Annotated in this window: 26 protein-coding genes; 23 read left to right on the top strand and 3 right to left on the bottom strand. The window is 55.1% G+C overall.

Annotation, left to right across the window (positions count from 1 at the left end):
* The 8 genes from B3K78_RS06940 to B3K78_RS06975 all read left to right on the top strand — a co-directional run bounded on the left by B3K78_RS06940 (position 1) and on the right by B3K78_RS06975 (position 8,465).
* Entirely contained in the window at positions 1 to 984 is a 984-nt protein-coding gene (locus B3K78_RS06940; RefSeq protein WP_286694861.1) for a DUF3369 domain-containing protein, read from the top strand.
* Between the two features lie 2 nt (positions 985 to 986).
* Positions 987 to 2,180 carry a sensor histidine kinase gene (locus tag B3K78_RS06945; protein ID WP_286694862.1) on the top strand — a complete coding sequence of 398 codons (1,194 nt, stop codon included), beginning with the start codon at positions 987 to 989 and terminating at the stop codon, positions 2,178 to 2,180.
* Between the two features lie 10 nt (positions 2,181 to 2,190).
* Positions 2,191 to 3,852 (top strand): sensor domain-containing protein, encoded by a 1,662-nt coding sequence (locus B3K78_RS06950; protein WP_286694863.1) that lies wholly within the window; start codon positions 2,191 to 2,193, stop codon positions 3,850 to 3,852.
* A 159-nt stretch (positions 3,853 to 4,011) separates the two neighbouring features.
* Positions 4,012 to 5,322, top strand: a complete 1,311-nt coding sequence (locus B3K78_RS06955) for a serine hydrolase domain-containing protein (RefSeq protein ID WP_286694864.1) — start codon at positions 4,012 to 4,014, stop codon at positions 5,320 to 5,322.
* Positions 5,323 to 5,465: 143 nt separating this feature from the next.
* The gene (locus B3K78_RS06960) at positions 5,466 to 6,968 is read left to right on the top strand and encodes a DUF3336 domain-containing protein (protein WP_286694865.1); all 1,503 of its coding nucleotides are present in this window, start codon (positions 5,466 to 5,468) and stop codon (positions 6,966 to 6,968) included.
* Positions 6,969 to 7,066: 98 nt separating this feature from the next.
* Positions 7,067 to 7,507 carry a YeeE/YedE family protein gene (locus B3K78_RS06965; RefSeq protein ID WP_286694866.1) on the top strand — a complete coding sequence of 147 codons (441 nt, stop codon included), beginning with the start codon at positions 7,067 to 7,069 and terminating at the stop codon, positions 7,505 to 7,507.
* Positions 7,504 to 7,914, top strand: a complete 411-nt coding sequence (locus B3K78_RS06970) for a YeeE/YedE family protein (protein ID WP_204997023.1) — start codon at positions 7,504 to 7,506, stop codon at positions 7,912 to 7,914. Before B3K78_RS06965 ends, B3K78_RS06970 begins: the two co-directional genes overlap by 4 nt.
* Positions 7,915 to 7,991: 77 nt before the next feature.
* Positions 7,992 to 8,465 (top strand): DUF2505 domain-containing protein, encoded by a 474-nt coding sequence (locus B3K78_RS06975; protein ID WP_027872829.1) that lies wholly within the window; start codon positions 7,992 to 7,994, stop codon positions 8,463 to 8,465.
* A gap of 7 nt (positions 8,466 to 8,472) precedes the next feature.
* Here B3K78_RS06975 and B3K78_RS06980 read toward each other — a convergent pair whose 3' ends face one another.
* Positions 8,473 to 9,429: a tRNA dihydrouridine synthase gene (locus B3K78_RS06980; protein WP_286694867.1), complete on the bottom strand. Its 957-nt coding sequence runs from the start codon at positions 9,427 to 9,429 to the stop codon at positions 8,473 to 8,475.
* Positions 9,430 to 9,466: 37 nt separating this feature from the next.
* Between B3K78_RS06980 and B3K78_RS06985 the strand changes: the two genes are divergently transcribed.
* The 15 genes from B3K78_RS06985 (at position 9,467) to gspN (ending at position 22,147) form a co-directional block, all read left to right on the top strand.
* Positions 9,467 to 10,327 (top strand): hypothetical protein, encoded by an 861-nt coding sequence (locus B3K78_RS06985; RefSeq protein ID WP_286694868.1) that lies wholly within the window; start codon positions 9,467 to 9,469, stop codon positions 10,325 to 10,327.
* Between the two features lie 137 nt (positions 10,328 to 10,464).
* Positions 10,465 to 10,638: a rubredoxin gene (locus B3K78_RS06990; protein ID WP_027872826.1), complete on the top strand. Its 174-nt coding sequence runs from the start codon at positions 10,465 to 10,467 to the stop codon at positions 10,636 to 10,638.
* 160 nt (positions 10,639 to 10,798) lie between these two features.
* Positions 10,799 to 10,966, top strand: a complete 168-nt coding sequence (locus B3K78_RS06995) for a DUF3012 domain-containing protein (protein WP_204997026.1) — start codon at positions 10,799 to 10,801, stop codon at positions 10,964 to 10,966.
* Between the two features lie 183 nt (positions 10,967 to 11,149).
* Complete coding sequence (gspC, locus tag B3K78_RS07000) at positions 11,150 to 12,028, top strand: type II secretion system protein GspC (RefSeq protein WP_027872825.1); 879 nt, start codon at positions 11,150 to 11,152, stop codon at positions 12,026 to 12,028.
* Entirely contained in the window at positions 12,025 to 14,211 is a 2,187-nt protein-coding gene (gene gspD / locus B3K78_RS07005) for a type II secretion system secretin GspD (protein WP_286694869.1), read from the top strand. The genes gspC and gspD overlap by 4 nt, the downstream gene beginning before the upstream one ends.
* Entirely contained in the window at positions 14,211 to 15,692 is a 1,482-nt protein-coding gene (gene gspE / locus B3K78_RS07010) for a type II secretion system ATPase GspE (protein WP_204997027.1), read from the top strand. The genes gspD and gspE overlap by 1 nt, the downstream gene beginning before the upstream one ends.
* Complete coding sequence (gene gspF / locus B3K78_RS07015; RefSeq protein WP_286694870.1) at positions 15,679 to 16,896, top strand: type II secretion system inner membrane protein GspF; 1,218 nt, start codon at positions 15,679 to 15,681, stop codon at positions 16,894 to 16,896. Before gspE ends, gspF begins: the two co-directional genes overlap by 14 nt.
* Before the next feature lie 9 nt (positions 16,897 to 16,905).
* A complete protein-coding gene (gspG, locus tag B3K78_RS07020; RefSeq protein ID WP_286694871.1) occupies positions 16,906 to 17,349 on the top strand; it encodes a type II secretion system major pseudopilin GspG in 444 nt (147 codons plus the stop codon).
* Positions 17,324 to 17,830, top strand: coding sequence for a type II secretion system minor pseudopilin GspH (gene gspH / locus B3K78_RS07025; RefSeq protein ID WP_084497864.1), 507 nt, complete (start codon positions 17,324 to 17,326; stop codon positions 17,828 to 17,830). The genes gspG and gspH overlap by 26 nt, the downstream gene beginning before the upstream one ends.
* Positions 17,827 to 18,189 carry a type II secretion system minor pseudopilin GspI gene (gspI, locus tag B3K78_RS07030; protein ID WP_286694872.1) on the top strand — a complete coding sequence of 121 codons (363 nt, stop codon included), beginning with the start codon at positions 17,827 to 17,829 and terminating at the stop codon, positions 18,187 to 18,189. Before gspH ends, gspI begins: the two co-directional genes overlap by 4 nt.
* Complete coding sequence (gene gspJ, locus B3K78_RS07035; protein ID WP_286694873.1) at positions 18,189 to 18,797, top strand: type II secretion system minor pseudopilin GspJ; 609 nt, start codon at positions 18,189 to 18,191, stop codon at positions 18,795 to 18,797. The genes gspI and gspJ overlap by 1 nt, the downstream gene beginning before the upstream one ends.
* Entirely contained in the window at positions 18,794 to 19,774 is a 981-nt protein-coding gene (gspK, locus tag B3K78_RS07040; protein WP_286694874.1) for a type II secretion system minor pseudopilin GspK, read from the top strand. The genes gspJ and gspK overlap by 4 nt, the downstream gene beginning before the upstream one ends.
* Entirely contained in the window at positions 19,771 to 20,952 is a 1,182-nt protein-coding gene (gene gspL / locus B3K78_RS07045) for a type II secretion system protein GspL (RefSeq protein WP_286694875.1), read from the top strand. The genes gspK and gspL overlap by 4 nt, the downstream gene beginning before the upstream one ends.
* Positions 20,949 to 21,431, top strand: a complete 483-nt coding sequence (locus B3K78_RS07050) for a type II secretion system protein M (RefSeq protein ID WP_286694876.1) — start codon at positions 20,949 to 20,951, stop codon at positions 21,429 to 21,431. The genes gspL and B3K78_RS07050 overlap by 4 nt, the downstream gene beginning before the upstream one ends.
* Positions 21,428 to 22,147 (top strand): type II secretion system protein N, encoded by a 720-nt coding sequence (gspN, locus tag B3K78_RS07055; RefSeq protein WP_204997034.1) that lies wholly within the window; start codon positions 21,428 to 21,430, stop codon positions 22,145 to 22,147. Before B3K78_RS07050 ends, gspN begins: the two co-directional genes overlap by 4 nt.
* 23 nt (positions 22,148 to 22,170) lie before the next feature.
* On the opposite strand, the gene B3K78_RS07060 is transcribed toward gspN, so the two are convergent.
* Together B3K78_RS07060 and B3K78_RS07065 are read right to left on the bottom strand one after the other, a co-directional pair.
* The gene (locus B3K78_RS07060; protein WP_286694877.1) at positions 22,171 to 23,196 is read right to left on the bottom strand and encodes a DUF3080 family protein; all 1,026 of its coding nucleotides are present in this window, start codon (positions 23,194 to 23,196) and stop codon (positions 22,171 to 22,173) included.
* A gap of 20 nt (positions 23,197 to 23,216) precedes the next feature.
* On the bottom strand, positions 23,217 to 23,795 hold the full coding sequence (locus tag B3K78_RS07065) for a glutathione peroxidase (protein ID WP_204997036.1): 579 nt from the start codon (positions 23,793 to 23,795) through the stop codon (positions 23,217 to 23,219).
* Positions 23,796 to 23,801: the final 6 nt, after the last annotated feature.

Here is a 23,801-nt window from a genome sequence, read left to right on the forward strand (position 1 = left end):
GTGTCGCAAGAAAACGATAAATTACAACTGGCGGCCGATAGTCCTGCGGCTAGCAGCAGACATAGTGACCCCTGGAAGTTGCTGGTAGTGGACGACGAAAAAGTCGTGCACTCAGTCACGCGGCTCGCCCTGGAAGATTTTGAGCTAGGCGGGCGCGGTTTGCAGATGATCAGCGCGTATTCGGCTGCCGAAGCGCAGACGCTACTTCAACAACACGACGATATCGCCGTGATCTTGTTGGATGTGGTCATGGAAACTGATCATGCCGGGCTGGAGTTGGCACGCTATATTCGTGAAGAGCTCGGCAATAACTTGGTGCGAATCATCCTGCGTACGGGGCAAGCGGGACAGGCGCCTGAGCACGAGGTGATTACGCGCTACGACATCAATGATTACAAGGAAAAAACCGAACTTACCCGACAGAAATTATTTTCCACCGTCTATACCGCCCTGCGCTCCTTCAGGGACCTCAGCGCGTTAGATAATAATCGACGCGGATTATTGCGGGTCATTGAGGCATCTGCGGCAATTTTTGAGCGCAGGCAAATGCATGCCTTTTACGACGGTGTGCTTGAGCAGATGATCGCTTTGTTATACCTAAATCGTGATGCGATGCTGATTCGTGCGTCGGGAATCGTAGCCGAAGCCAATGCACGTAAACTGCAGATACTGGCCTCGGCAGGTAAATTCACAGATTTTGAAGGCGAAGTGAGCTGCACTGAATTTGATGAGGTGACTCGTGAGCGCTTGCGTGCAGCGTTTGAGAAAAAGTCCAATAACTATGGCGACAATTACTGGGTGAGTTATTACCAAACACAGGCAGGAACCGAACAATTATTGTACGTTTCCGCGCGAGATAATTTTTCGGTTCCCGATATCCAAATGATTGAATTATTTGTAAGGAACGTCGCTATCGCGCACGATAACGTGGAATTAATAGACAGCCTGCGAGATGGAAAGGGCGATGACGGGAGTGGGAGATAACAGTGGCTATCGATGACCCCCTAATGCTGGCGGCAGACACCGCGATACAGGGTGAGAACCAGACACCCAATCAGGCATCAAAAACGTGGAAAATCCTGATTGTCGACGATGAAGAAGAAATCCATGTGGTGACGCGTTTGGCATTGCATGATTTTACCTTCGGCGGTCGGCAATTGGAGTTTATCAGCGCCTATTCGGGTGCTGAAGCGAAGACCATGGTTCGCGACAATCCCGATGTGGCAATTATTTTGCTGGACGTTGTGATGGAGACGGACAGTGCCGGTTTGGATGTGGCGCAATATATTCGCCAGGACCTTGGCAACCATTTTGTTCGCATTGTACTGCGAACCGGGCAGCCTGGTCTGGCTCCGGAAAGGCGGGTGCTGAAAGTCTATGATATCAATGACTACCGCGCGAAAACCGAGCTCACTCAAGACCGTTTGTTCTCGGTCATTTACACGGCGTTGTCATCCTATCGCGACCTGGTTTCCCTGGCGCGAAGTCGTCACCAGCTTATCGGCTTAGTCAATGAAATTGAGCAGTTGTCTCACTTGGCTGCAAGAGACCTGCAGGTGCCGTTAAACGAAGTAGTCGGTACGATCCGCCGCTTGTCCTCGCAAAAACAGGAGGCATTGCCTGCTGCGATTGCCGAGGATGTCATGGATATGCGGGAAAATATTTATGCGATGCAATCGGCGTTGAATAAGCTCGTTGCCCTGACGTCGGTTGGGCGTTTCAACGAGAGCCGCGAAACCGTAGACTGCAATGCGGTGATCCACGAGGTGTTGGTGAATCTCGATGCTGAGTTTCGCGCTAGCAGCGCCAATCTCCACTGTGAAACATTGCCCACGATTCACGCCTGCCACCGGCAAATGGTTCAGCTATTCCAGAACCTGATCAGCAATGCCATTCGCTTCACAGAAGGTCATGCACCGGACATTTATATCAATGCCGTTACCCACGAGCGGAACTGGTTGTTTTCGGTGACGGATACCGGTCGAGGTATCAGCCCTGAGCAGCACAGTAGCTTGTTTAACCTGTTCCATCGCGATAGCACCGAGGGTGTCTCCAAGGAATCTGGTGTGGGGCTGGCGATATGCGAAAAAATCGTGCGCTGGCACGGTGGGAAAATCTGGTTGGAATCTGAGGTCGGCAAGGGGTCGACATTTTATTTCACCATCCCTCTGAGCGAGTAAGGGGCGAGCGATGCGTGCTGACTGGATCGTTTCGGGCCTCTCACAGGCGATACTGTGCACGGATAGCGAGGTTAATATCTGTTATCTCAACCCCGCGGCTGAGCAGCTATTGGCGGTAAAGAGTAGCGATGTGTGTGGCAAGCCGGTCAGCGAAGCGCTCGGGTTAAAGGATGAGGCCGGCGGCATGTTAACGGCGGCCTCGCTGAAAGACCTGTGCTCGCAGGGTCATGAGGCGAGACTGCGTTTATTGGCAGATGGCGGTGCGCACGAAGCCGAGCTAGCGGCGGGTGTGTCGCCCGTCCACGATGGGGCGGGAGAGCAAGTGGGTTACAGTCTCATGCTTGCATCTCATACCTTGTCGAATCTCGACAACGCCGGTGCGGTGAGCCACCTCGACCCATTAACCTCTTTGGAGGGGCGAAAGGAATTCGAGCACCGCATTGATAACTTGGTGAATGATGCTGCCACCAGCTCCCGCACTCATGCATTGCTCTACATCGATATTGACCAGTTTAAGCTGATCAACGACACCAGTGGGCATGGCGCGGGTGACAACCTGATTAAGGTGGTTGGGGAGTGTATTCAAGATGAATTGTTTACCGGCGACCTACTTTACCGTTTAGGGGGCGACGAGTTTGGTGTGCTGTTGAGCAATGTTGACGCGTTTGAAGCACGCGCTATTGCCACGCGCTTGGTTAAGGCCGTTAAGCGCATCAATTTCAACTGGGGCAATATCAGCCACCGCGTATCGGTAAGTATTGGCGTTGTCCTTATTGACCAGTATTCCCTGGAACGTCAGACCGTGATGAGTCAGGCCGATGTGGCGATGTACTCCGCTAAGGATAATGGTCGAGATCGCGTTCACATATACGATGTACAAGATAAAAACCTTAGTCGCCTGCATGACGAGATGGATTGGGTGCACCGTATAAACGAAGCCCTGAGCAACGACGACTTTTGTCTGGTGCGCGAGCACATCGTATCGCTGGGTGATGACACCTCAGCGCTAAGCTATAGTGAGTTGTTGCTTCGCATGAAGTACAAAGGCGAGCTGCTCAGCCCGGGGCAATTCATGCCAGCGGCGGAGCGCTTTGGCCTTATGCCGCAGGTGGACCGATGGGTTGTCAATGCCGCCATTGCGTACCTTCGCGCGAATCCACAGTTAAAGCCTGGCGAAAATATGTTTTCGGTTAATATCTCCGGGCAGTCACTGTGTCAGGAAGCCTTCCTTGAGTTTGTCTATAGAAAACTTCGCCGTGGTCATGTTGATCCGGGGCTGATTTGTTTCGAAATTACTGAAACGGTTGCGATCACCAATTACTCAGTAGTGACACGCTTTATTGAGCGCGTGCATGAATTGGGAGGGCAATTCGCACTCGATGACTTTGGTACGGGCATGTCGTCCTTCGGATATCTGCAAGAGCTGCCGGTGGATTTTGTCAAAATAGATGGGCTCTTTGTCCACGATATGGACACCAACCCCGTGCACGAGGCCATGGTTCGATCTATCAATGACATCAGTCATGTGCTGGGCAAGCGGACTATTGCAGAGTTTGTCGAGCGAGAGTCAGTGCAAGACAAGCTGCGTGACTTAGGTGTCGATTTTAGTCAGGGGTATTTGCACGGTCGCCCAGCGCCGCTGCTAGATGGCAGGGCACAGGCCAATTCCTGATAAGCCCGGTTTGCCTGAATTTCCTGTCACAGTTTGCTCAAATGCCCGGATTTCTACTCCATTTCGGCTCTAGTTCACACTCTTTTGGCATGCTATAACTGTGCGTTATTGTGCAGTAACCTGATTTCCGGGGCGCTGTGTCGACCAAAGAGTGTAGTTATGCTGCTTTCCAAGCAATGCAAGTCATTGAGTAACAAGATTTTTCGTGCGCCGGGTACCGAGTACCTCGCCACGAGCAAAGCGATTATTGATAGCGCTGAAGTTTCTCCCGAAGGGACGGGAATGGAAGCAGGCGATGTCGATGCGATATGGCAGAAAGCCGAGGCTTTACACCGCAGCGGTATGCACCCGATGGTTAGCATGACCCTTCGTCGCAACGGTAAGCTTTTGATTAATCGCAGTATTGGCTACGCGCGCGGCTTGGAAAGCGGCGAACCCGAGGTTGCCGAGCTAAATACCCCCGTGTGCTTATTTTCCGCCTCCAAGGTGGTAACGGCGGTACTGATCCACAAGCTTGCTGAAGATGGACTGATTGACCTCCTCAATCCGGTCAGCCACTACATTCCCGAATTTGCTCAGGGCGGGAAGGCGAATATCACCATTTACCAGCTATTGGCGCATCGCGCGGGCGTTCCGGGTGTGCCACCGGGCACGCCAACGGAGATTCTTTTTGATCCGCAGGCCGCGCTGGAGAAAATCTGCGCGGAACCGGCCTTATGTGAAGACGGCAGGGTCGTTGCCTACCATGCAATTACCGGTGGTTTTGTGCTCGCCGAGCTTATTCGGATATGCACGGGCAAAGACATTAATACCTACCTGGATGAAGTGATCCGCAAGCCCATGGGCATGCGCTTTTTCCGTTACGGCCTAGAGGAAGCGGACCACCATCACGTCGCTGAAAATTATATTAGCGGTATGGCGAATATCGGCCCGGTAGGCCGGCATTTAGAGAAGGTGCTGGGAACGGATGTCGATTCCGTTGTGCATTTGTCCAACACTGCAGACTTCTTAAACGCGCAAATCCCAGCGGGCAACCTGTACGCAACGGCTGAAGAAGCCAGTCGTTTTTTCCAAATGCTGGTGCAACAAGGGGAATGGCAGGGTAAGCAGGTGTTATCGCCGCTGACAGTCAACCGCCTTACACGGGAGGCGGCGCGCCCACAATTTGATCGCTCGCTGATTATTCCCATGCGATATAGTGCTGGTGCCATGTTAGGTGGCCGTCACATTGGCGTGTACGGACGTAATACACCCTACGCTTACGGGCACTTAGGATTTTCTAATATCCTTTGTTGGGCAGACCCCCAGCGGGATATCGCGGTGTCCATTCTCAATACCGGCAAGCCCGTTGTGGGCAATCATATACTGAGCTTGCTGGGCTTGGTGGACGGAATCAGCACGCGTTGCGCGCCATGCAAGAACATGGAGATATTGAACAGTAAAATGCCGCGATTTTCGTTGAACACCTAGTCATTTTATTGTTCACCGACTCTGTTATTATTGTATAACTAACTGGCACTAGTGAACTAAGCATCAGTGCTGATACTCGGTTCGCACACAAGCTGCTACGGTGATGTGTGATTGCCCTGGTACACGGCCAAAACAGGAAGACCATGCCCTCTACAATTAAGAAGCTCGACAAGAAATTGCAGGAAGCCTCCAGCTTTGATGAGTGGAAGTCGCTGGCTCAGGAACACGATCGCAGCTCTGGTCGGGCTCACTGGAAGAAGATCGACAAGACTAGCTTGTACGATTACGCCTCGATTCGTTCTCGACTTGAGCGCCTCAGGTATTTTCGCGAGAACAACGACAATATTGGGCTGCTGTTCACCCTCAATGAAGGGATACACGGCAATATGGGTGGCATGGGTAAGCCTGTGCTGTACTCCCGTGCAAAATTTGGCACCAAGGAGCTGATTGGCGACTACGTCGATGCCATTGTCGATGCCCTGGATCACCTGAGTAATTTGGACTGTGATCAGCCCGGCTTTGTGGAGCGCTTGGACTTTTTCCGTCGCGCGAATAAGTGTTACGGAAAATCAGCCTTGATGCTCAGTGGCGGGGCGATACTGGGCAATTTCCACGTTGGCGTGGTTAAGGCGCTGATCGAACAAGACCTTTTGCCCGACGTTATTTCCGGCGCCAGTGCCGGCTCGCTGATCGCTGCCGTGCTCGGCACAAAAACTGACGAAGAGTTGGGGTATTTCCTCGATACCGATAACTTGTTGCAGGAATTGCGCTTAGAAATGGAGCTGGTCAACAACGACCTGTCCAGCACGACTCCTCGCATCAATCACCGCATGCTCAAGGAGAAGATCGCCAAGCTGGTACCGGATATGACCTTCCAGGAGGCCTTTGAAAAAACCGGTCGCCACATTAACATTTCGGTCTCGCCGTCTGATGTTCACCAGACTTCTCGCCTACTCAATGCGGTTGCCTCGCCCAACGTCTATATTCGCAAAGCGGTTCTCGCATCGTGTGCAGTACCCGGCGTATTTCCGCCAGTGATGTTGGAAGCGAAAAACGTCCACGGACATCCCCAGCCCTATTTGGCGACGCGCCGTTGGATCGATGGTTCCTTCAGTGACGACTTGCCTGCTAAGCGTTTATCCCGCCTGTACGGCGTGAACCACTTTATTGTCAGCCAAACCAATCCCATTGTGCTGTGGATGTTGCACGATGCGAAGTCGGATCAGGCGGGTGTCGTTAAGTCACTGCGGCACTTCACAATGCGTAGCCTTAAAGAGTGGTACAAGGTTAGCAACGGCCTGATTCAAAAATACTTTAAGTCCTCACCAAAGGTGCGACGGCTGGCGAATATGGCCAATGCGGTCATCAGTCAAGAGTACACAGGGGACATTAATATTATCCCGCGCTACCGCTTTTTTGATCCGCGCAAGCTTCTCAATGAGCTGACAGAGGATCAATTGCGCTTCTTTATCAAAGAAGGGGAGCGAGCGACCTGGCCGAAAATTGAAATGATTCGTACCAGTACCAAGATCAGCCGGAAGTTGGCAGATATTTTGGAACGCTATGAAGATGAAGAGATGGTGCGACTGGGTAAGAATCATCAACACCACCTCGGCGCAGAGATGCCGCGAAGCCGTCGCGCCTAAGTAATTAATCTCCCGCTAAGCCCCGCTTGAGCTTGAACCGCAGCGGGGCTGCTCGTACTATTTGCTCTCCTCAGGCCTGCCTAACAACGGAGAGTAGTATGGTCGAAGCTACAACCTTTACCCCCTATATATCAGCTTTTGGTGGCGCCTTAATTGGCTTGTCAGCCGTTTTGCTTATGTGGTCTGTGGGCCGTATTGCCGGGATATCCGGAATCGTTGCCGGGGCGGCCTTGGAACACGGTGAGGAGCGTAACTGGCGACTGATGTTCCTGCTGGGGTTATTCATTGGCGCGGGCGCAACAGCGGCGCTAAGTGGGGCACTAGACGATATTCAGCCCCTGGTGTCGACGCCGGTGCTGGTTGCCGCAGGCGTACTCGTTGGTGTCGGTACGTCTATGGGCTCAGGCTGCACCTCTGGTCACGGCGTATGCGGCATCTCGCGTTTTTCCTGGCGCTCGATTGTCGCCACGTGCCTATTCATGTTGAGCGGCTTTGTTACGGTATTTGTGATGCGCCACGTACTGGGAGAAGGCCTGTGAAGAATATTGTCATAGTGTTGGCGGGGGCCTTGTTTGGCGCCGGTATTGCGATTTCTGGCATGGCCAATCCGGCCAAGGTACAGAATTTCCTCGACCTCTTCGGGGTGTGGGATCCGAGTTTAGCCTTTGTTATGGGCGCAGCGCTTGTTGTTGCAACACCCGCCTATTTTTTCGTTTTTAAAGCGGGTAAACCGAAATTTGCTGAGCGTTTTCACCTGCCCGAACGCAAGGATATTGACCGCAAGCTTGTGGCCGGAGCCGTGCTGTTTGGCATGGGATGGGGCTTGAGTGGTCTTTGTCCCGCTCCGGCACTGGTAGCGATACTCAGCGGTATTGGTCACTTTGTTGTGTTTGCCCTGGCAATGCTTGCCGGCATGATCCTTCAGCGGCAGTTTATGTCGCGATAGCGCCTGTGGAAAGTGCCGGATTGAGTGTAAACTGCAGGCTCTTAAAAAAATAAGCGCCTAGCGCGATGGGAGTGCTCATGACGGTAAGTTTGCAATTTGAGCAGGATCTGGAAACGGTATGGAACCGGCTTCAAGACCCTGATTTTCGTGTGGAACGCAGTTTAGCGCTGGGTGAACTCAGCGCCGATTGCGAAATTGAGGATCACGGTGACACGCTTACCGTGCATATGACGCGTGAAGTGACGAGGGAGTTGCCGTCAGTGCTGGCTAAGGTTTTTAACCCGAAGCAAACGCTCAAATTTGTCGAAGAGTGGCAGGCCGATGGTGACGGATGGTCCGGTACTATTCAGATTACCGTAGATGGCCAGCCAGTGGTGCTGTCTGCAGAAATGTCGCTTCAGCCAAAAGGTAGTGGTTGTGAATACCGCGTCAGCCATCGCTGCAAGGCAAAGATCCCCCTGGTTGGCGGTAAAGTTGAGAAATTCGTCTTGTCCCAGACCGATAGCGGTGCGGTGGATGAGTTGAACTACCTCAAGTCAGATCTTGGCTGAGGCCTTCTCAGGCTGCTTGCTGGTGATCCAGTAATGCAGCCTGCAGATCCTGCGGCGCGCGCAGGCGTTTAATCTCTTCGAATAGCCCTGCGGCCTCTGGGTAGTGGCGGCGCAAATATCCCAGCCACTGCTTCACGGGCCCGCCAACATGGCGCGGCGCACAGTTGACCAGGCTGTCCTGAAATAGCTCGCGCACCATTGGAAATACCTGCTGCCAGTCTTTGTCTTGGTAGCCATCGCCGGTCTGCGCGGCTTTAATCGACAGGGCGAGGTCTGGGCGCGACAGAATTCCCCTGCCCAGCATAATATCGTTGCAACCACTGTCTTTTAGGCATTTTTCGGCATCTGTAGGGCTCCATATTTCACCGTTTGCGACAATGGGAATTGCGAAACGCTCGCCTGCCGGGGCGATTTCATGCCAGTGGGCGGGCGGCGTGTAACCGTCGTCGCGCGTGCGAGCGTGCACTGTCAGCTGCTGGGCACCGCCGTCCACAATGGCGGCGACGACATCCAAAAAGCGGCTGCGGTCGCGGTAACCCAGGCGGATTTTTACGGTCAAAGGACAGTGCTTGGGCAAAGCCGCTCGGATTTCACCCACGATGTTATGGATCAGCTCGGGCTCGTCCAGCAGCACAGAACCGCCTCGATGGCGATTGACGCATTTAGCCGGACAGCCGAAGTTTAGATCGACGCCCAGTGCGCCCAGCTCCGCCGCGCGCGCGGCGTTGTCGGCCATCGGTAACGGCTCGCTGCCCAGCAGTTGAACGTACACTGGAACGCCACTGGGGGTTTTGCCGTCGTGTTGCAGTTCAGGGCAGAGGCGATGGAACACCCTTGGCGGCAGCAGTTGGTTGGTGACGCGAACAAATTCGGTAATACAGCGGTCGATGCCGCCTGCGCTGGTCAGCAGTGCGCGCATGCGTGCGTTGACGACCCCCTCCATCGGGGCAAGATGAATTTGCATGGCGTGGATGCTCTGAGAAACGTAAAATAGGTGATCAATGTCGGCGCATTATAGCGAGCTTGCCGGCATCTTTGGGGAATTTACCATGGCAGTGACTAAACGTTCCGGCATATTGTCGATATTGCTACTGACCGTTATAGCCGGCGTAGTGCTGGCTGTGGTTCAGGCCTACTCGATAGCGCCGGATCCCGAGGCGCTGGCCGAAGAGTCAGAAATCTTTAACGCCGACGACGCGCAGTGGTTTGGTGAGGAGCCCGAGACCCGCAGAGTCGTCGTGGGTTTGGCCGTGCAACAAGCGCAGGGGGGCGAACAGGCCCTGGTTGCGGTTGACGGGCAGGAGCGCTTTGTGCGGTCGGGTGATACCTTGGCGGCGCCCTGTCTGCGCGTTGCAGAAATTCTGGACGCGAGCCTCTTGCTGGACAGTTGTGGGGCGTACCAGTTGTTGCCCATTGGCGGCAGTGGCTTCCACTATAAGCCGCTGGCGACTGGCAGGCCCCAGCCAGCAGCGAGGGTGGAGACCATTGATCTGCGTGGCAACAATGCTGTCACCACATTGGTTGCTGAATACCTTGAGCGCTTTTATACCTCGCCACTGTCGCTGCGCGGGGCGGTGAAAGTAGAGCGTAAGAAGTCGGACTCCGGTGAGCGGGAGTACTACCTTTACCCGGGCAAAGATGAACGCCTTTTTTCCCAGCTGCCGCTTCGTAGCGGCGATCGCTTGCACGCCGTCAATGGCATTGCGCTGAGCGATAGCGAGGCGTTGAGCGACTTGTATGAGCGTCTCGACGAGGTGGAGGCGATCACCATTACTTTGGCGCAGAATCAACAGAGCACCAAGATAGTATTGGTGTCCTTGCCGGCGACTGTTCAGGCAATGATTCGTCTCGCAGCCGAGTAGTTGCTTCGCAGAATTCAGTGCGCATTTTCTTGCGAAATGATTGACTTTCCTTAATATTTTGTCGGCCTCTCGGGTAGTATACTGAGCCAAACAATAGCGGCGACTCAGCTGCCCCGCAGCACTGTACGGAGAGAACGATGAGCGACTATAAAAAATGGGAATGTGTTATCTGTGGCTTCATTTATGATGAGGCAGAGGGTATTCCCGATGACGGTATTCCCGCTGGCACACGCTGGGACGATGTTCCCGAGGACTGGGAGTGCCCCGATTGTGGTATCAGTAAGTTCGACTTCGATATGGTTGAGGCTTAGCCACCTGCATCACCGACACTGCACTCTGCCGCTGATTTTCAGCAGAGTGCAGCACCCCTCAAAAATTACCTTCCACTGTGCGCCTCGCACATTGCCTCTGTTACACTAGGCCGGATTTGGCGCAAAAGCGTCGTTCAACTGTCCAAGACCAGAGGTAACTATGCAAATGATAAAAAAAGCCTTGTTATTATCTTCACTGTTGTTGGCGGCCGCCTGTGCTCCCGAAGTGGGTTCCGAGGCATGGTGCGCGGCGATGAAGGAAAAGCCCAAAGGTGATTGGAGTGTCAACGAAGCAAGCGACTACACCAAACACTGCGTATTTAAATAGTGATAAGCCTGTCCGGGCCGGGTAGCTTTGCCCGGTTTTGATGACGGTTTGATGAAAAGGGCATTGCAAGCCTGGCTGACTCAGGCTAAAACCTTGCAAAAGCGTCGTTCGTGGTAAGAAAAATGTCACACTGTTTCTCTACTATGCGTCGCTTAGCTACAACGGTAGGGATGATGTACAACTGTGGATAAATTGGCGGTAGTAAAAATTTTGCGTAGCTCCCAGTTGCGCTCCGCCATCAGCGCCTTGCTTTTAGTGTTGTTGATTGTGTTGCTGACCGAGCTATTTTGGAGTGTCGCCAGTATCTTGCGCACGCCAACGTTGCCCCCGGCCAGCGTTGCCACGGTTGATGTTGCGACAGGCAATGGCCCTGACTACAGTGTCCAGTCTTTGCTAGCCGTCCCCCTGTTTGGCGAGCCACCCAAGGCGGCGGTGGATGAACAAACGATCCAGAAGGATATCAAGCGCAGCCGTCTGAAAATTACCGTGCTTGGTGTTGTTGCCGGCAGCAAAGACAGCGGCGTGGCGATTCTGCGCCACGGCAGCAAGACTAAAGCCTACGGTGTGGGAGAAAAGATAGAAGTCGCCGGGGCCGTGAAACTGTTGGCGGTAATGCCTGACCACATTGTGATTGAGAACAACCGCAAGCAGGAAAAAATTGAACTGCAAAAACGCCGCGTGAGCCAGGGGATTAGCGCGACAGCCACTCCCTCAGCGGCGAACGGCGATGTGATCGACCTGAATCGTGCTGAAATTCGCGATCTTATCGGCGACCCGCGACAGACAATTCAAAATAGCCCGCTGCGTCTGGCGCGCTTTTTTGCCGCGAGCCCGGTAATGGAGGGCGAGCAGCTGATTGGCTACGAGATGAAGCCGGGGCGCGATCCACGCCTTTTTAAACTGCTTGATTTGAAACCAGGCGATGTCGTTTTGTCGGTGAATGGCCAGTCTTTGTCTGAGTTGCCGACTACCGAATTAATGAAGCTGATGGAAACCACGCAATCCTTCGAGCTGCTTGTGCAGCGCAACAATACGATTTTGAGCAAAAGATTGGATATATGAAAACTTTTCTCCTGAGCCTATCACTGCTGGTGGTACTGGCCGCGCCGCTGCAAGCCGCTTATGCCGAACGCTTCGAACTCGACATGCAAAATGTGGATATCGGTGAATTTATCGACACGGTTGCCAAATTGACGGGCAAGACCATTGTTGTAGACAGCCGAGTGAAGGGCAAGGTCAGCGTTCAGAGCCACAGAAAACTCGACGCCGATGAACTGTATCAAATCTTCCTGTTGCAGCTCGGGGTAGAGGGTTACTCTGCGGTTGAGGCCGGCGACGGTGTGCTCAAAGTTATTCCAAATCAGGCGGCGAAAATAGAAGGCATTGAGGTTCAGCGTTCCTCCGCCGCAGTGGGTCGCAGTGAGTCCATCATTACCCGCATCGCGCAGCTGCAAAATGCGGATTCCGACGAGCTGGTTAAGTCATTACGGCCGCTTGTCGACAATAAAGTCGGGGTAATCACCAGTTACTCCGATGCCAATATCATCTTGATTACCGATCGCGAATCCAATGTTCGCCGTTTGATGTCGATCATCTCGGCCGTTAACTCTGTCGACTCCCAGTTGATGGAGACCGTGGTGTTGCGTAATTCATCGGCGGAAGAGGTGGAGCGCGTTTTAAACAAAGTGCTGTCGCAACAAACGCGCAAACGGGGATCATCCAAGCCTGTTGTCGCGGCAGATCCACGGACGAATACGCTTATTCTGTTTGGTGACGACGAGGCGCGCAGTTACTTGCGCCGGCTTGTCGCTGACCTGGATAGCGAGGTGTCCAGCCAGTCAAATATCCGTGTTAAGTACCTGAAGTACGCCAAAGCGGAGGAACTGGCAAAAGTTCTGAAAAGCATAAGCGACACCATTGTTAAAGATGAGCAAAGCGCGGGCCGAAATGCGGCGCCGGGTGTATCTTCGTCAATTAACATTGAAGCCCACGAGCAGACGAACTCCATCGTCATGTCGGGTAGCCCACATATTATCTCTGACTTGGAAAAAATCATTCGCGACCTGGATATCCGTCGTGCCCAGGTGTTGGTCGAAGCCATCATTATTGAAGTGACGGACAGCAAGGCCAAAGAGTTAGGGGTGCAGTGGTTGTTCAGAGGGTCTCAAGAGGGCAGCACACCCGCAGGCGGCATTAATTTCGGCGGCGGTGCATCCGGTACCAGCGGCACACCGGGAATCATTAGTCTGTTGGCTGGCAGCGATGCTGCGGCGGCAGCGGCATCGACGGTCAAGGGCGCTGCCATCGGTCTGGGGAAACTGTCGGATGGCTTTAGCTTTGCTACCCTGGTCTCGGCGTTGGCGAGTGACTCAGAGTCAAATATTCTCTCTACGCCCAGCCTGCTCACCTTGGACAATGAAGAGGCATCTATTCTGGTGGGGCAGGAAATTCCGGTGATCACTGGTTCAACCGCCAGTTCCACAAATACCAACCCTTTCCAGACCATCGAGCGGCAAGAAGTGGGGACCAAGCTCCTGATGACGCCGCAGATTAACGATGGCGATGCTGTGCAAATGACCATCGAACAGGAGGTGTCCTCGCTCAGCCCGGCAACCAATGCTGCCGATGTTATTACCAATAAGCGCACCATTAAAACGACAGTACTGGTGAACGACGGCGCAACAATCGTGCTGGGCGGCCTTATTGATGATCAGGTCAATGAGCAGACGGCGAAGGTGCCGTTGTTGGGCGATATCCCCCTGTTGGGCAGATTGTTTCGCGCGGACAACACCAGCATGTCCAAGCGCAATTTGATGGTGTTTATCCGGCCAACGATCGTCCGTGACCAGGCAACACTCTCTGAACTCAGTGGCAGAAAGTACAACTTTATTCGCACCGAGCAGTTAGCTAAAGCTGCATCCGGTATTTCCTTGTTCCCATTCACCGAGCTATCGGTGTTACCAGAATGGTCCGGCCTGGAGCCGTCGCCGGTAGATTTGCTGCCTCGCGAAACCCTGGCTGAGCCGCCGGTTAAGGCATCGCCAGCCGCCGACACTGAACCCGCACCGCAGAATTCACCAGCGCCGCAACCACCTGCGCAGCAGGGCGCCGCTGCCAGCCCAGCAGAGGAAGCGCCGGTTACGGCCGAGCCCATAGAGTGGCGCAAGGACGAATGCAGTCGGCGGGTACGCGCTGGCTCGAAGATGCCGCGCCGCTGCGACGGCGCTGAGGATGGCCAAGCCTGATGTCGCGCCCGTTAAGTTACGCTTTTGCACGCACTAATCGCCTGTTAGTGGAGGACGGCGAGCACGGCCCTCAGGTGCTGGTTTGCCGCACCACGCCAGCGTCTGCCTTAGCAGAGGTTCAGCGCGCACTGAATACGTCTTTTTCAATGGCGCTATGTGATGAGGACGCGCTGCAAGAGAAGATTAACGAGGCTTTTCAGCGCCAGCAGGGCGATGCGATGTCGGCGATGGGCGATATCAGCGACGAAGTGGACCTTGACCGCTTGGCTGAGGAGATCCCCGAGTCTCAGGACCTGTTGGACGCGCAGGATGATGCCCCTGTTATCCGTCTGATTAATGCCTTGTTCGGCGAAGCGCTAAAGCGCGATGCCTCCGATATTCATATTGAAACCTACGAGAAAACCATGTCGGTTCGCTTGCGAGTGGACGGCATTCTTCAAGAAGTATTAACGCCCAACCGCCGCCTCGCGCCCTTGTTGGTGTCGCGCATAAAGGTGATGTCTCGCCTCGATATTGCGGAAAAACGCGTGCCCCAGGATGGTCGCGTATCACTGCGGATCGCCGGTCGGTCGGTGGATGTGCGGGTGTCGACCATTCCATCGAATTACGGCGAGCGTGTGGTGATGCGCTTGCTGGATAAACAGGCTGCGCGAATCGATCTTTCTCATTTGGGTATGCCCGAGAGAACGCTGGCGAAACTGACCGACCTGTTGCATCAGCCCAACGGTATTATCCTGGTGACCGGGCCGACCGGCTCCGGTAAAACCACCACGCTTTATGCCGGGTTGATGGCCTTGAACGACCGCAAGCGGAATATTCTCACCGTGGAAGACCCGGTGGAGTACGACATTGAAGGAATCGGTCAGACGCAAGTGCATGCCAAAGTGGGTATGACCTTCGCGAGGGGCCTGCGGGCGATTCTTCGCCAAGACCCCGATGTTGTGATGGTCGGCGAGATCCGCGACCAAGAGACGGCCGAAATTGCCGTACAGGCATCGCTAACCGGTCACATGGTGTTATCGACCCTGCACACCAACACCGCCATTGGCGCCATTACGCGTCTGGTCGACATCGGTGTAGAGCCGTACTTGATTGCGTCGAGCTTAAAAGGTGTATTGGCACAGCGCCTGGTGCGTCGTTTGTGTCAGTCCTGCCGCCAGCCAATAACGCTGGATGCGACGGAAGCGCGCCTGCTGGGCGATACCCAGTTAGAGGGTCAGCAAGCTTACAATGCCGGTGGCTGCGAAGCGTGCCAGCACTCTGGTTATCGCGGCCGCCAGGGCGTCTATGAATTGTTGGTGATCGACAGGGAGCTGGCGGAAATGATCCACAATCGCGCCGGCGAGCAGGAGATTCAGCGCTATGCCAGTGCCCGAATGACAACGCTGATGTCAGAGGGGCGGCGGTTGGTACTCGAAGGCCAAACGAGCCTCGACGAATTGTTGCGCAGCGTTCGCGAGGGTGCCGATGCCGGCCTTTGAGTACCGAGCACTCGACGCTGGCGGCGCCAGTCGCAAGGGCATCGTCGAAGCCGATTCGATCCGCATGGCAAGGCAAGCCCTGCGGGATCAGCAGTTATTTCCGGTAGAAGTAAAAGCCACGCGCGATAAATCTTCCGGTAAGGGCGGTCTGTCGTTGTCGCGGCCGCGCATCGGTATTGCCGATCTGGCGCTGTTCACCCGCCACTTAGCAACACTGATACATTCCGGAATACCGGTTGAAGAGGCCTTGGCGGCAACGGCAAAGCACAGTCGCAAAGAAGCGCTCAAGCGTATAATTCTGGAATTGCGTTCGCGGGTATTGGAGGGGCACTCGCTTGCCGATGGCCTGAACGATCACCCCCACGTGTTTAATTCTGTTTACCGTGCACTGGTCAGCTCTGGCGAAAAATCCGGTGATTTGGCAGAGGTGTTAAATCAGCTTGCAGAATACACCGAAGACAGCCAAAAGCTGCGGGGTGTGATTGTGCAGGCGGCGCTCTATCCCGTGGTATTGTGTTTTGTCGCCATCGGCGTCATTACCGCGCTAATGACCTATGTTGTTCCAAAGGTCACCGCGCAGTTTGAACACTACGATCAGACGCTGCCGTTTTTAACACGGGCACTGATTAGCATCAGCGACGGCCTCGCCAGCTACTGGTATGTGATGATTCTTGCGATAGCGGCCGTCGCGTCGGGCGTTTATCTATGGATGCGCGATCCGCAACGGCGCTTGCGAGCTCATCGCTGGGTATTGAAGGTGCCGCTTTGGGGACTGCTGATGCTGGAGCTGGACGCGGCGCGCATGCTGCGTACGCTGGCGATTTTGCTGTCGTCGGGGGTGCCGTTTTTGGAAACGCTGAAAGTGGCCTGTGCAACGCTGGGCAATGAGCATTTGAAACAAAGCATGGATCGCGTGCGCGAGCAGGTGCGCGAGGGCAAGAGCTTTAGCCGGTGCTTGCAGGATGAAGCGGAATTGCCCCCAATGGCGGTGTATATGATCGCCAGTGGCGAATCCAGTGGCGAGTTGGAGCAGATGGTTCAGCGCGCCGCCGCCAATCTGGAGCGCGAGCTTCAGGCTCGTGTGCAAATGTTTGTCAGCCTTTTTGAACCCCTGTTAATCGTGGTTTTGGGGCTGGTAGTCTTAGCGATCGTGCTGGCAATTCTGCTGCCGATACTGCAATTGAATAACCTTACTCAGTTTTAGGAGGTCGACGTGGAGTCGCGTGCATTGAGTTCTCGCCGCCAACAGGGTTTCACACTGTTGGAAATCATGGTCGTTATCGTCATCTTGGGACTCTTGGTGGCCGTTGTTGCTCCGAACGTACTGCAAAACCAGGATCGAGCGATGGTGGAGAAGGCCCGCGCGGATATAGCGGTGTTGGAACAGTCACTGGATATGTACAAGCTGGACAACCATGTTTATCCAACCACCGATCAAGGATTGATGGCGCTGGTTAAACGGCCTGAAACGGGCCCCTCGCCGAAAAATTATCGCAGCAATGGCTATATTAAGCGCCTGCCTGAGGACCCCTGGGGTAACCCCTATAATTACATCCAGCCTGGTGAGCACGGCCCCTACGACCTGTATTCCACCGGCGCTGATGGTGAAGAGGGCGGTGAGGAGTTAGCCCGTGACATCGTCAACTGGCAGGAGTAGTCAACGCGGCTTCTCTCTGCTGGAGCTGTTGGTCGTTATCTTTATTATTGGCCTGATGAGCGGTGTTGCCGTGCTGACTCTGCCCAGCAGAGGTGGCGAAGAACTGCTGCGAGAGAATCGCGCGGTAATTCTGCTGGCGCTGCGCACAGCAAGGGCAGAAGCGGTGTTTAGTGGCCGCAGTTTGGGCTTGTTGTGGGATGGCGATAAAGGCCGCTTTCTGAGCCGCAATGCCGACGGCTGGTCAGCCATTACCCAGGGGCCATTGGCCAAGCCTTTGGAGATAGACGACGACTTGCGCAGTGAAATCCTGTTAGCAGGCGAGCCATTAAATCTGCCTGAGGGTGATGACCGGCGCGTATTGACACCCCAGATACTGTTTTTGGGCGACGGCCAGACCAGTCCATTTCAATGGCGCTTATTATCTGCCGATGGCGGCTCTATCAGTGTTGATGACCGCTTGCGACCGGAGGCGGCGCGGTGAGGAATCAACGCGGGTTTACACTCCTTGAGATTATGGTTGCGCTGATGATTTTTGCTACGGCGGCGGTGGCCTTGAGCAAGAGCCTGAGCGAAGCGACCCTAAGCACCGGTGAGTTGGAGAAGCGCCAATTTGCCGACCTGCTCGCACAAAACCTGCTGATAGACATTCTTCGGGAGGGTTACGGGAACCGTAATCTGGGGGAGAAAAGCCTTGCGGGTTACGATTTTGTTTGGCGTCGGCGCTTGAGTGATACACCGGACCCCGCTATTCGCCGAGTGGATATCAGTGTTCAGCTCTCTGGCGACGAAGACACCTTAGCCAGCCGCAGCGCCTATATGCCGAAAAAGGTGGACCAGTAATGCGCAGGCAGGGCGGGTTTACCCTTGTCGAGCTACTGATTGCCATCGGCATCATGGCCTTATTGGGCGCGATGGCCAGCGCCATGCTGAATGGCGCACTGTCGAATCAAGAACAGGTCGCTAAGCGCCAATACCAGCTGGAGCGCCTTGCACTGGCCCTGCAGATGATGCGCCGGGATTTGGAGCAACTTACGCCGCGGATTCCCCGGGATGAACAAGGTGACGCGATGGGGGCAAGAATCGTCGCTGAACAGATTGGTGAAGACAGTGAGTTGGAGTTTGTTCACGGTGGCCGCCGTGTATTGCCGGGGCAGCGTTTAGCCAGCACCCTGGAGCGTGTGCAATACCGGCTTGAAGACGGGCAGTTGCAGCGCCACAGCGCGGGCGTTGCCGACCCAACACAGAATAGCCCCTGGCAAAAACGCGTGATGCTGGAGGGGGTGGATCGCTTTGTTGTCAGTTTTTATGACGGCAGTCGCTGGACCAATTTCTGGCCGCCCAGCACGCAGTTAAATGCCTTGCAGCCCAAGGGTCTGCGCGTCGAGTTGGATGTTGGCCCGTGGCCAGGCATCGAGATGAATGTTGTGCTGCCGGAGCTGGTGCCATGAATCTGCCGTCGACGCAGCGCGGTGCGGCGCTGCTAATGGTATTGCTGATGGTCGCCATTATGTTGGTGTTGTCAGTGAACCTGGTGGAATCAGTGCGCTACAGCAGTCAGCGGCTGTTGAATCAACGCTACATGGATCAGGCCTATTGGTATGCGTTGGGCGGCGAGTACATCGCTGCGAAGTCGCTGGAAGATGTGGCGGGCGAGGACGTTATCGCTCTGAATCAGAATTGGGCGCGCCGCGATGTTGTCTTCCCCGTGGAGGGCGGCTCTATCGCAGGGCTTATCGACGATCAGCAGGCTTGCTTTAATGTCAATCGCCTGCACCGGCCTGATGGCAGCGAACAGAGTGGCCAGAAGAGCGGCGCGCAACAAGTGTTTGAGTTGTTGCTGTTGAATGTGGACGTCGATGTGCAGCGCGCTGAGTATATCGGCCAGCGCTTAAGCGACTGGGTGGATAGTGACTTCTCGCCCGAGGGCCCTTTTGGGGCGGAAGATTTGAGCTACAGTGGTGAGGATTATCCCTACCTACCGCCCAATCAGGCCATTGATTCGGTGAGTGAACTGGGCTTATTCGCCGATTTTGACGCGGAGGAGCAGGAGGCACTGCGGCCCTTTTTATGCGCGCTGCCCGAGTTTGATACCCGCTTGAATATTAATACGCTGGGCGAGGAAGATGCCCCATTATTGGCGGCAGCTATTGGCAACCTGCTGGCCGTGGAGCAGATACAGCGACTTATTGCTGAGCGTCCTGCGGAAGGGTGGGCATCCGTTGAGAGTTTTATTGCCAGCTTGGGTCTTCCAGAGGGGCAACAGGTCGCCGCGGAGTTCCAGGCGGGGCTGGGGGTGAAGTCCAGTTACTTTCTCGGGCTGACCGATGTGTTTTACGAGCAGCGCCGACTGCGCTTATACAGTCGCTTTGTACTTCGCAATGGCAAAGCCTATGCCTATGCGCGGGAATATGGAGAAGTTTTTTGAGCGAACGATTACTGCTATCAATGCCGGCGCCCAATGAGCCTACAGTGCAATGGCTCCAGTGGGACACCGAGGCCGAGCAAGTGCTCGACAGTGGTGTTGTCGATGCGCAAGCCAGCGCACTTGCCGCACTGGCCGAGCGCTTCGCTTCGCTGCCTTGCTTTGTCGTGGTGCCGGGCGAGTGGGTGAGCTGGCAACAGGTTGTGCTGCCAAAAGGGGGCCGTGTTGGCTTATCGGCGCTACCATTTTTGCTGGAAGAGCAGCTGTGCAGTGACCTGGAAAACGTTCACCTGGCCTGTGGCGCGATCCGTGCCAATGAATCCACCGATGTGCTGGTGGTTGACCGGCAATACATGGATCTCTGGCACGGCCTGCTGGCCAACAGCGGTTTGAAAATTAAATCGGTGGTACCCGATTACGCCGCGCTGCCCGCCAATGTTGCGCTGATCGATGACACGCGAGCAGTTGCCCATATTGGGCAGCAGGCAATTGCCATCGCCAAAGATAACCTCAGCTACTGGTGGCAACTGGCGGCAGGTCAAGATACCTCCGCGCAAATATACCACCTGCAGGGTACTGAACTGCCTGCGGGTTTGAATGAGCAAGGCCAACAGGTCTTTGAACATCGCTTAGCGATGATTGCCAAACTGTGGCAGCCCTGGCCAATTAACTTGTTCAGCGGCGCATACGCGTTGCGCGATGAGAGTGCGGCGCAATGGAAGCAATTTCGCTGGCCAGTGCTACTGCTATTAACGGTGCTGTTCACCCATTTTATTCAGTTGGCCTTGGACGTTCGTGATAACCGTCGCCAGATCGAACTGTATGAGCAAGGCATGGTGGATATTTATCGCGATGTTTTCCCTGGTGCTCGAGTCGTGAACGCGCGTAGTCAAATGCGCAGTCAGTTGAATGCTCTGGAGGGCGTGCGCAGCGACAGTGACTTCCTTCCCTGGCTGGAGCGGATTGCCAGTGCCAGTAAAGGCAATGTATCCCTGCGTATTCAGCAAATGACCTATGCCAATAGCGCGATCAAAATTCTCGTCGAAGCAGACAGCTACGACGGCGTCGATCGCTGGGTAGCGGCACTCGCCTCTCAGGGTTTTGAGGTGGAGCGGGGCGCCTTTGGGCAGTTGGATAAGGGGATTAGTGGGCAGCTTGAACTGCGGGAGGCAGCGCAATGAACGCGTTGATGAATTGGTTTGAAAGCCGCAACGAGCGAGAGCGCACAATTCTGCTGGCGGGGCTGATTGCGGGTGTCCCACTGCTTATTTGGCTGGCCGTTTGGCAGCCTCTGATCAGTGCCAAGCAGCAGTCGTCTGAGCGATTAGAGCAGCGTCGAGAGGCGTATTTATGGATGCAAGATGCGGCAGCAAAAGTGCGCGCGGCGCAACGCAGTGGTCGTAAGGTCACAACGGTAACTGGCTCCACCCAGCAACAAATCACCAGCGCTGCCAGGCAATATACAGTTGCCATCAGCCGCATTGAGCCGCAGAGCGGCGGCCGCTATGCGGTGCAGGTTAGCAATAGCGACTACAACAATATTGTGCGTTTTATCGATGCTCTGGTCTCGTCGGGCATGCCCTTGCACACCGTCTCAATGAGCCGATTAGATGTGCCGGGTAAAGTGTCGCTGCGAGTGGTATTAGGAGGCGAGGCTTGAAGCGCTTAGCGATAATTGTTGTTTGCATACTGTTTTTTATCGTCGGCGTTGTTTGGCGAGCGCCTGCTTGGCTGCTAAGCGATGTAGCGGGTGAGCAGTTAGCTGGCGTTGAGCTGGGTGTTGCCAAGGGCTCGCTTTGGCGAGGGGAATTCAGTCATGTTGGTGTTCAGGGTGTCACGCTTCGCGGCGTAAGTTGGCAGCTGTCTCCTCTGCAGAGTTTTTCCGGCAAGCCTCTTGCTCTATCTATTGCTGAGCCCGCCAACGTGGCGTTAACGGCAGGTGTGAAGGGGGATGCCTTACTGATTTCGGGGCTGACTGCCACAGGGCGTTTGGCGCCTGTGCTCGAGGCGATACAGGTACCTGCGATGGGTTTTGACGGCGTATTCAATGCGCAGGCATCTGAGGCAAGTCTGACTGCTCAGGGGTGTCAGTCGCTTACCGGGAATGTGGAAATAGGGCAGCTAAGCGGTGATATCGACGGTTTGGAAAGCCTGGGGCAGATTCGGGCCGAGGTCAGTTGCGATGCCGGTAGACTGCGGATCGTCATCGATGAGGCGAATCCTCACCGCCTACGTGGCACCGTAACGCTTGATGCGCGCGGCGTACCTCGCGGTCAAATTAGTTTAACGCCACCACCGCAGAGTGATATTTATCGCAGCCTCAGCCAGATGTTCGGACGCCCGCGCAACGGGAAGGACTTCACGCTGCGTTTGTAAGGGATTGATCGTTATGCGGGCGGCTAGTCGCTTGCAGAAAGCCCACATTGGTTAAGGAGTTGCGAGCTTAGCGAAACATGCTCACGGTGGCTGGCTGTCACCGCCTTGAGCAGCGCGTCGCGCTCGGTTTGCCACTGACGGTAGGCGGCGGGCAGGGCGGTGTCGCCAAGATGCTCGGCTAGCGTGGTCTCGATAGCCCGCGTTGCCGTTAGCAGCGCGTGCTGATGACGATAGCTCTGCGCTGCGAGCACTTGAATCGAGCCGATAAACTGCCTGTGCAGCACCGCGGCGTAGCGCTGAGCGCGCGGCGTCGGTGAGCCTTGCAAGCACAGTGGTCTCCCATCAATACGTTGCTGAAGGAGTGCATTGGCCTGTTGCAGGCCGGCCAGTGCCTGGGCCTGGAAGTGCAGCATTTCACCGCCGAGCCCGGCGCGTAGCGTTTCCAGTATGGCGACAACGTCGGTGTGCGCGTCGAAGCCTTGCCCGCTCAACCACTGCTGTTGCAGGTGCTGCCAGCGCTGCAAAGCGCGAGTGGCCTGATCCTGAGTCGCATCTGGGTAAGCCTGGCGCTGGTCTGGTGAGCTGCTCCAAAGTTGGCGGTATTCACCGCCGCCGAGCAGTGCGTTGGCAAGCCGGTGGGCGAGTTGCTGCTGTTTGTGATCTCTCACCGCTGCCAGGGTGTTGGCGAGGTCGTTATCGTCTTCCGATTTCAGATAGGCAATGCAGGGTTCTACCTCGTCGAGAAATCGCAAGCTAAACACCAGGTCGGTGGCGCTATCGCGGTGTCGACCCAAAATACTATTCTGTTCAGCTAGCGTTTGCGACAGTGCGCAGCGGCGTAAACGCAGAAACTCCAGCAGGTTGATGTCGTCGCCATTGATCGGCAGCTTTACCGATGCCGGGTGAGGGTAGCGAGGGCGACTAACGCTAAGCGCCTCAGCCTCCCGCTCAAGCACTCGCTGTAATCCGTCAATATAGCGCTGCCATGCGGCGGCATGGGGGTCGTCGTGGCTGCTGCATGCGGCGACAATAGAAAAGGTCGCGGCCACGAGGCCGCGAAGGACCGCCCTCATTGACCCAAAATGGCGGTGACGGTATTGACGAGTTCCTCTGAAAGCGGCGTCACGGCCGACGGAAAGGTTTGGCCAATACCGGTTCGCGGGTCGAATACGGTCTTGAAGAAGTTCCAGCTTGGCGAGATTCCACTACTTTCCTGCGCGAGCTTTAGCAGCGGGTGGGGCGAATCGCAGCGTATACAACCGCGATGGAAAACAGGGAAACTCACACCAAAATTTGCGTGGCAGACTTTCGCTGTGCGTTTGCTGTCTGAATACTCCTGATTACCGAAGTCCGCCGTTGGTACACCGAGTACAAGTAGCCCTTGGTCTTTGTAGCGCTGGTATAGCGCTTCCAGGCCCTTAAATTGAGGTGTGTAGCCGCACAAACTGGCGGTATTGACGATGACGACCGCCTTCGCAGAACGAAGTGTGTCGCAAAGTTGCAATGTCCCCGCTTCGAGTGTTGCCAATTCGCTGTTCAAACTGGCCGGGCATTGCCAATGTTCCTCTGCGGAGGGCTTGGCCTGCACCGCTAGGCTGCCCAGCAGCAGTACGATGGTAGTGAGAAGTCTCCCTGGGCAGGCTAGCATATTGCT

The organism is Spongiibacter sp. UBA1325 (genome assembly GCF_002306875.1).
GTDB classification, from domain to species: domain Bacteria; phylum Pseudomonadota; class Gammaproteobacteria; order Pseudomonadales; family Spongiibacteraceae; genus Spongiibacter; species Spongiibacter marinus.

Coding starts and splice junctions, on each gene's coding strand:
- B3K78_RS06965 (WP_286694866.1), top strand. CDS start 7,067: ATGGTCGAAGCTACAACCTTTACCCCCTATATATCAGCTTTTGGTGGC.
- gspF (WP_286694870.1), top strand. CDS start 15,679: ATGCCGGCCTTTGAGTACCGAGCACTCGACGCTGGCGGCGCCAGTCGC.
- gspJ (WP_286694873.1), top strand. CDS start 18,189: ATGCGCAGGCAGGGCGGGTTTACCCTTGTCGAGCTACTGATTGCCATC.
- B3K78_RS06990 (WP_027872826.1), top strand. CDS start 10,465: ATGAGCGACTATAAAAAATGGGAATGTGTTATCTGTGGCTTCATTTAT.
- gspD (WP_286694869.1), top strand. CDS start 12,025: ATGAAAACTTTTCTCCTGAGCCTATCACTGCTGGTGGTACTGGCCGCG.
- B3K78_RS06950 (WP_286694863.1), top strand. CDS start 2,191: ATGCGTGCTGACTGGATCGTTTCGGGCCTCTCACAGGCGATACTGTGC.
- B3K78_RS06995 (WP_204997026.1), top strand. CDS start 10,799: ATGCAAATGATAAAAAAAGCCTTGTTATTATCTTCACTGTTGTTGGCG.
- B3K78_RS06960 (WP_286694865.1), top strand. CDS start 5,466: ATGCCCTCTACAATTAAGAAGCTCGACAAGAAATTGCAGGAAGCCTCC.
- B3K78_RS06955 (WP_286694864.1), top strand. CDS start 4,012: ATGCTGCTTTCCAAGCAATGCAAGTCATTGAGTAACAAGATTTTTCGT.
- B3K78_RS07065 (WP_204997036.1), bottom strand. CDS start 23,795: ATGCTAGCCTGCCCAGGGAGACTTCTCACTACCATCGTACTGCTGCTG.
- B3K78_RS06980 (WP_286694867.1), bottom strand. CDS start 9,429: ATGCAAATTCATCTTGCCCCGATGGAGGGGGTCGTCAACGCACGCATG.
- gspK (WP_286694874.1), top strand. CDS start 18,794: ATGAATCTGCCGTCGACGCAGCGCGGTGCGGCGCTGCTAATGGTATTG.
- B3K78_RS06985 (WP_286694868.1), top strand. CDS start 9,467: ATGTCGGCGCATTATAGCGAGCTTGCCGGCATCTTTGGGGAATTTACC.
- B3K78_RS07050 (WP_286694876.1), top strand. CDS start 20,949: ATGAACGCGTTGATGAATTGGTTTGAAAGCCGCAACGAGCGAGAGCGC.
- gspE (WP_204997027.1), top strand. CDS start 14,211: ATGTCGCGCCCGTTAAGTTACGCTTTTGCACGCACTAATCGCCTGTTA.
- B3K78_RS06975 (WP_027872829.1), top strand. CDS start 7,992: ATGACGGTAAGTTTGCAATTTGAGCAGGATCTGGAAACGGTATGGAAC.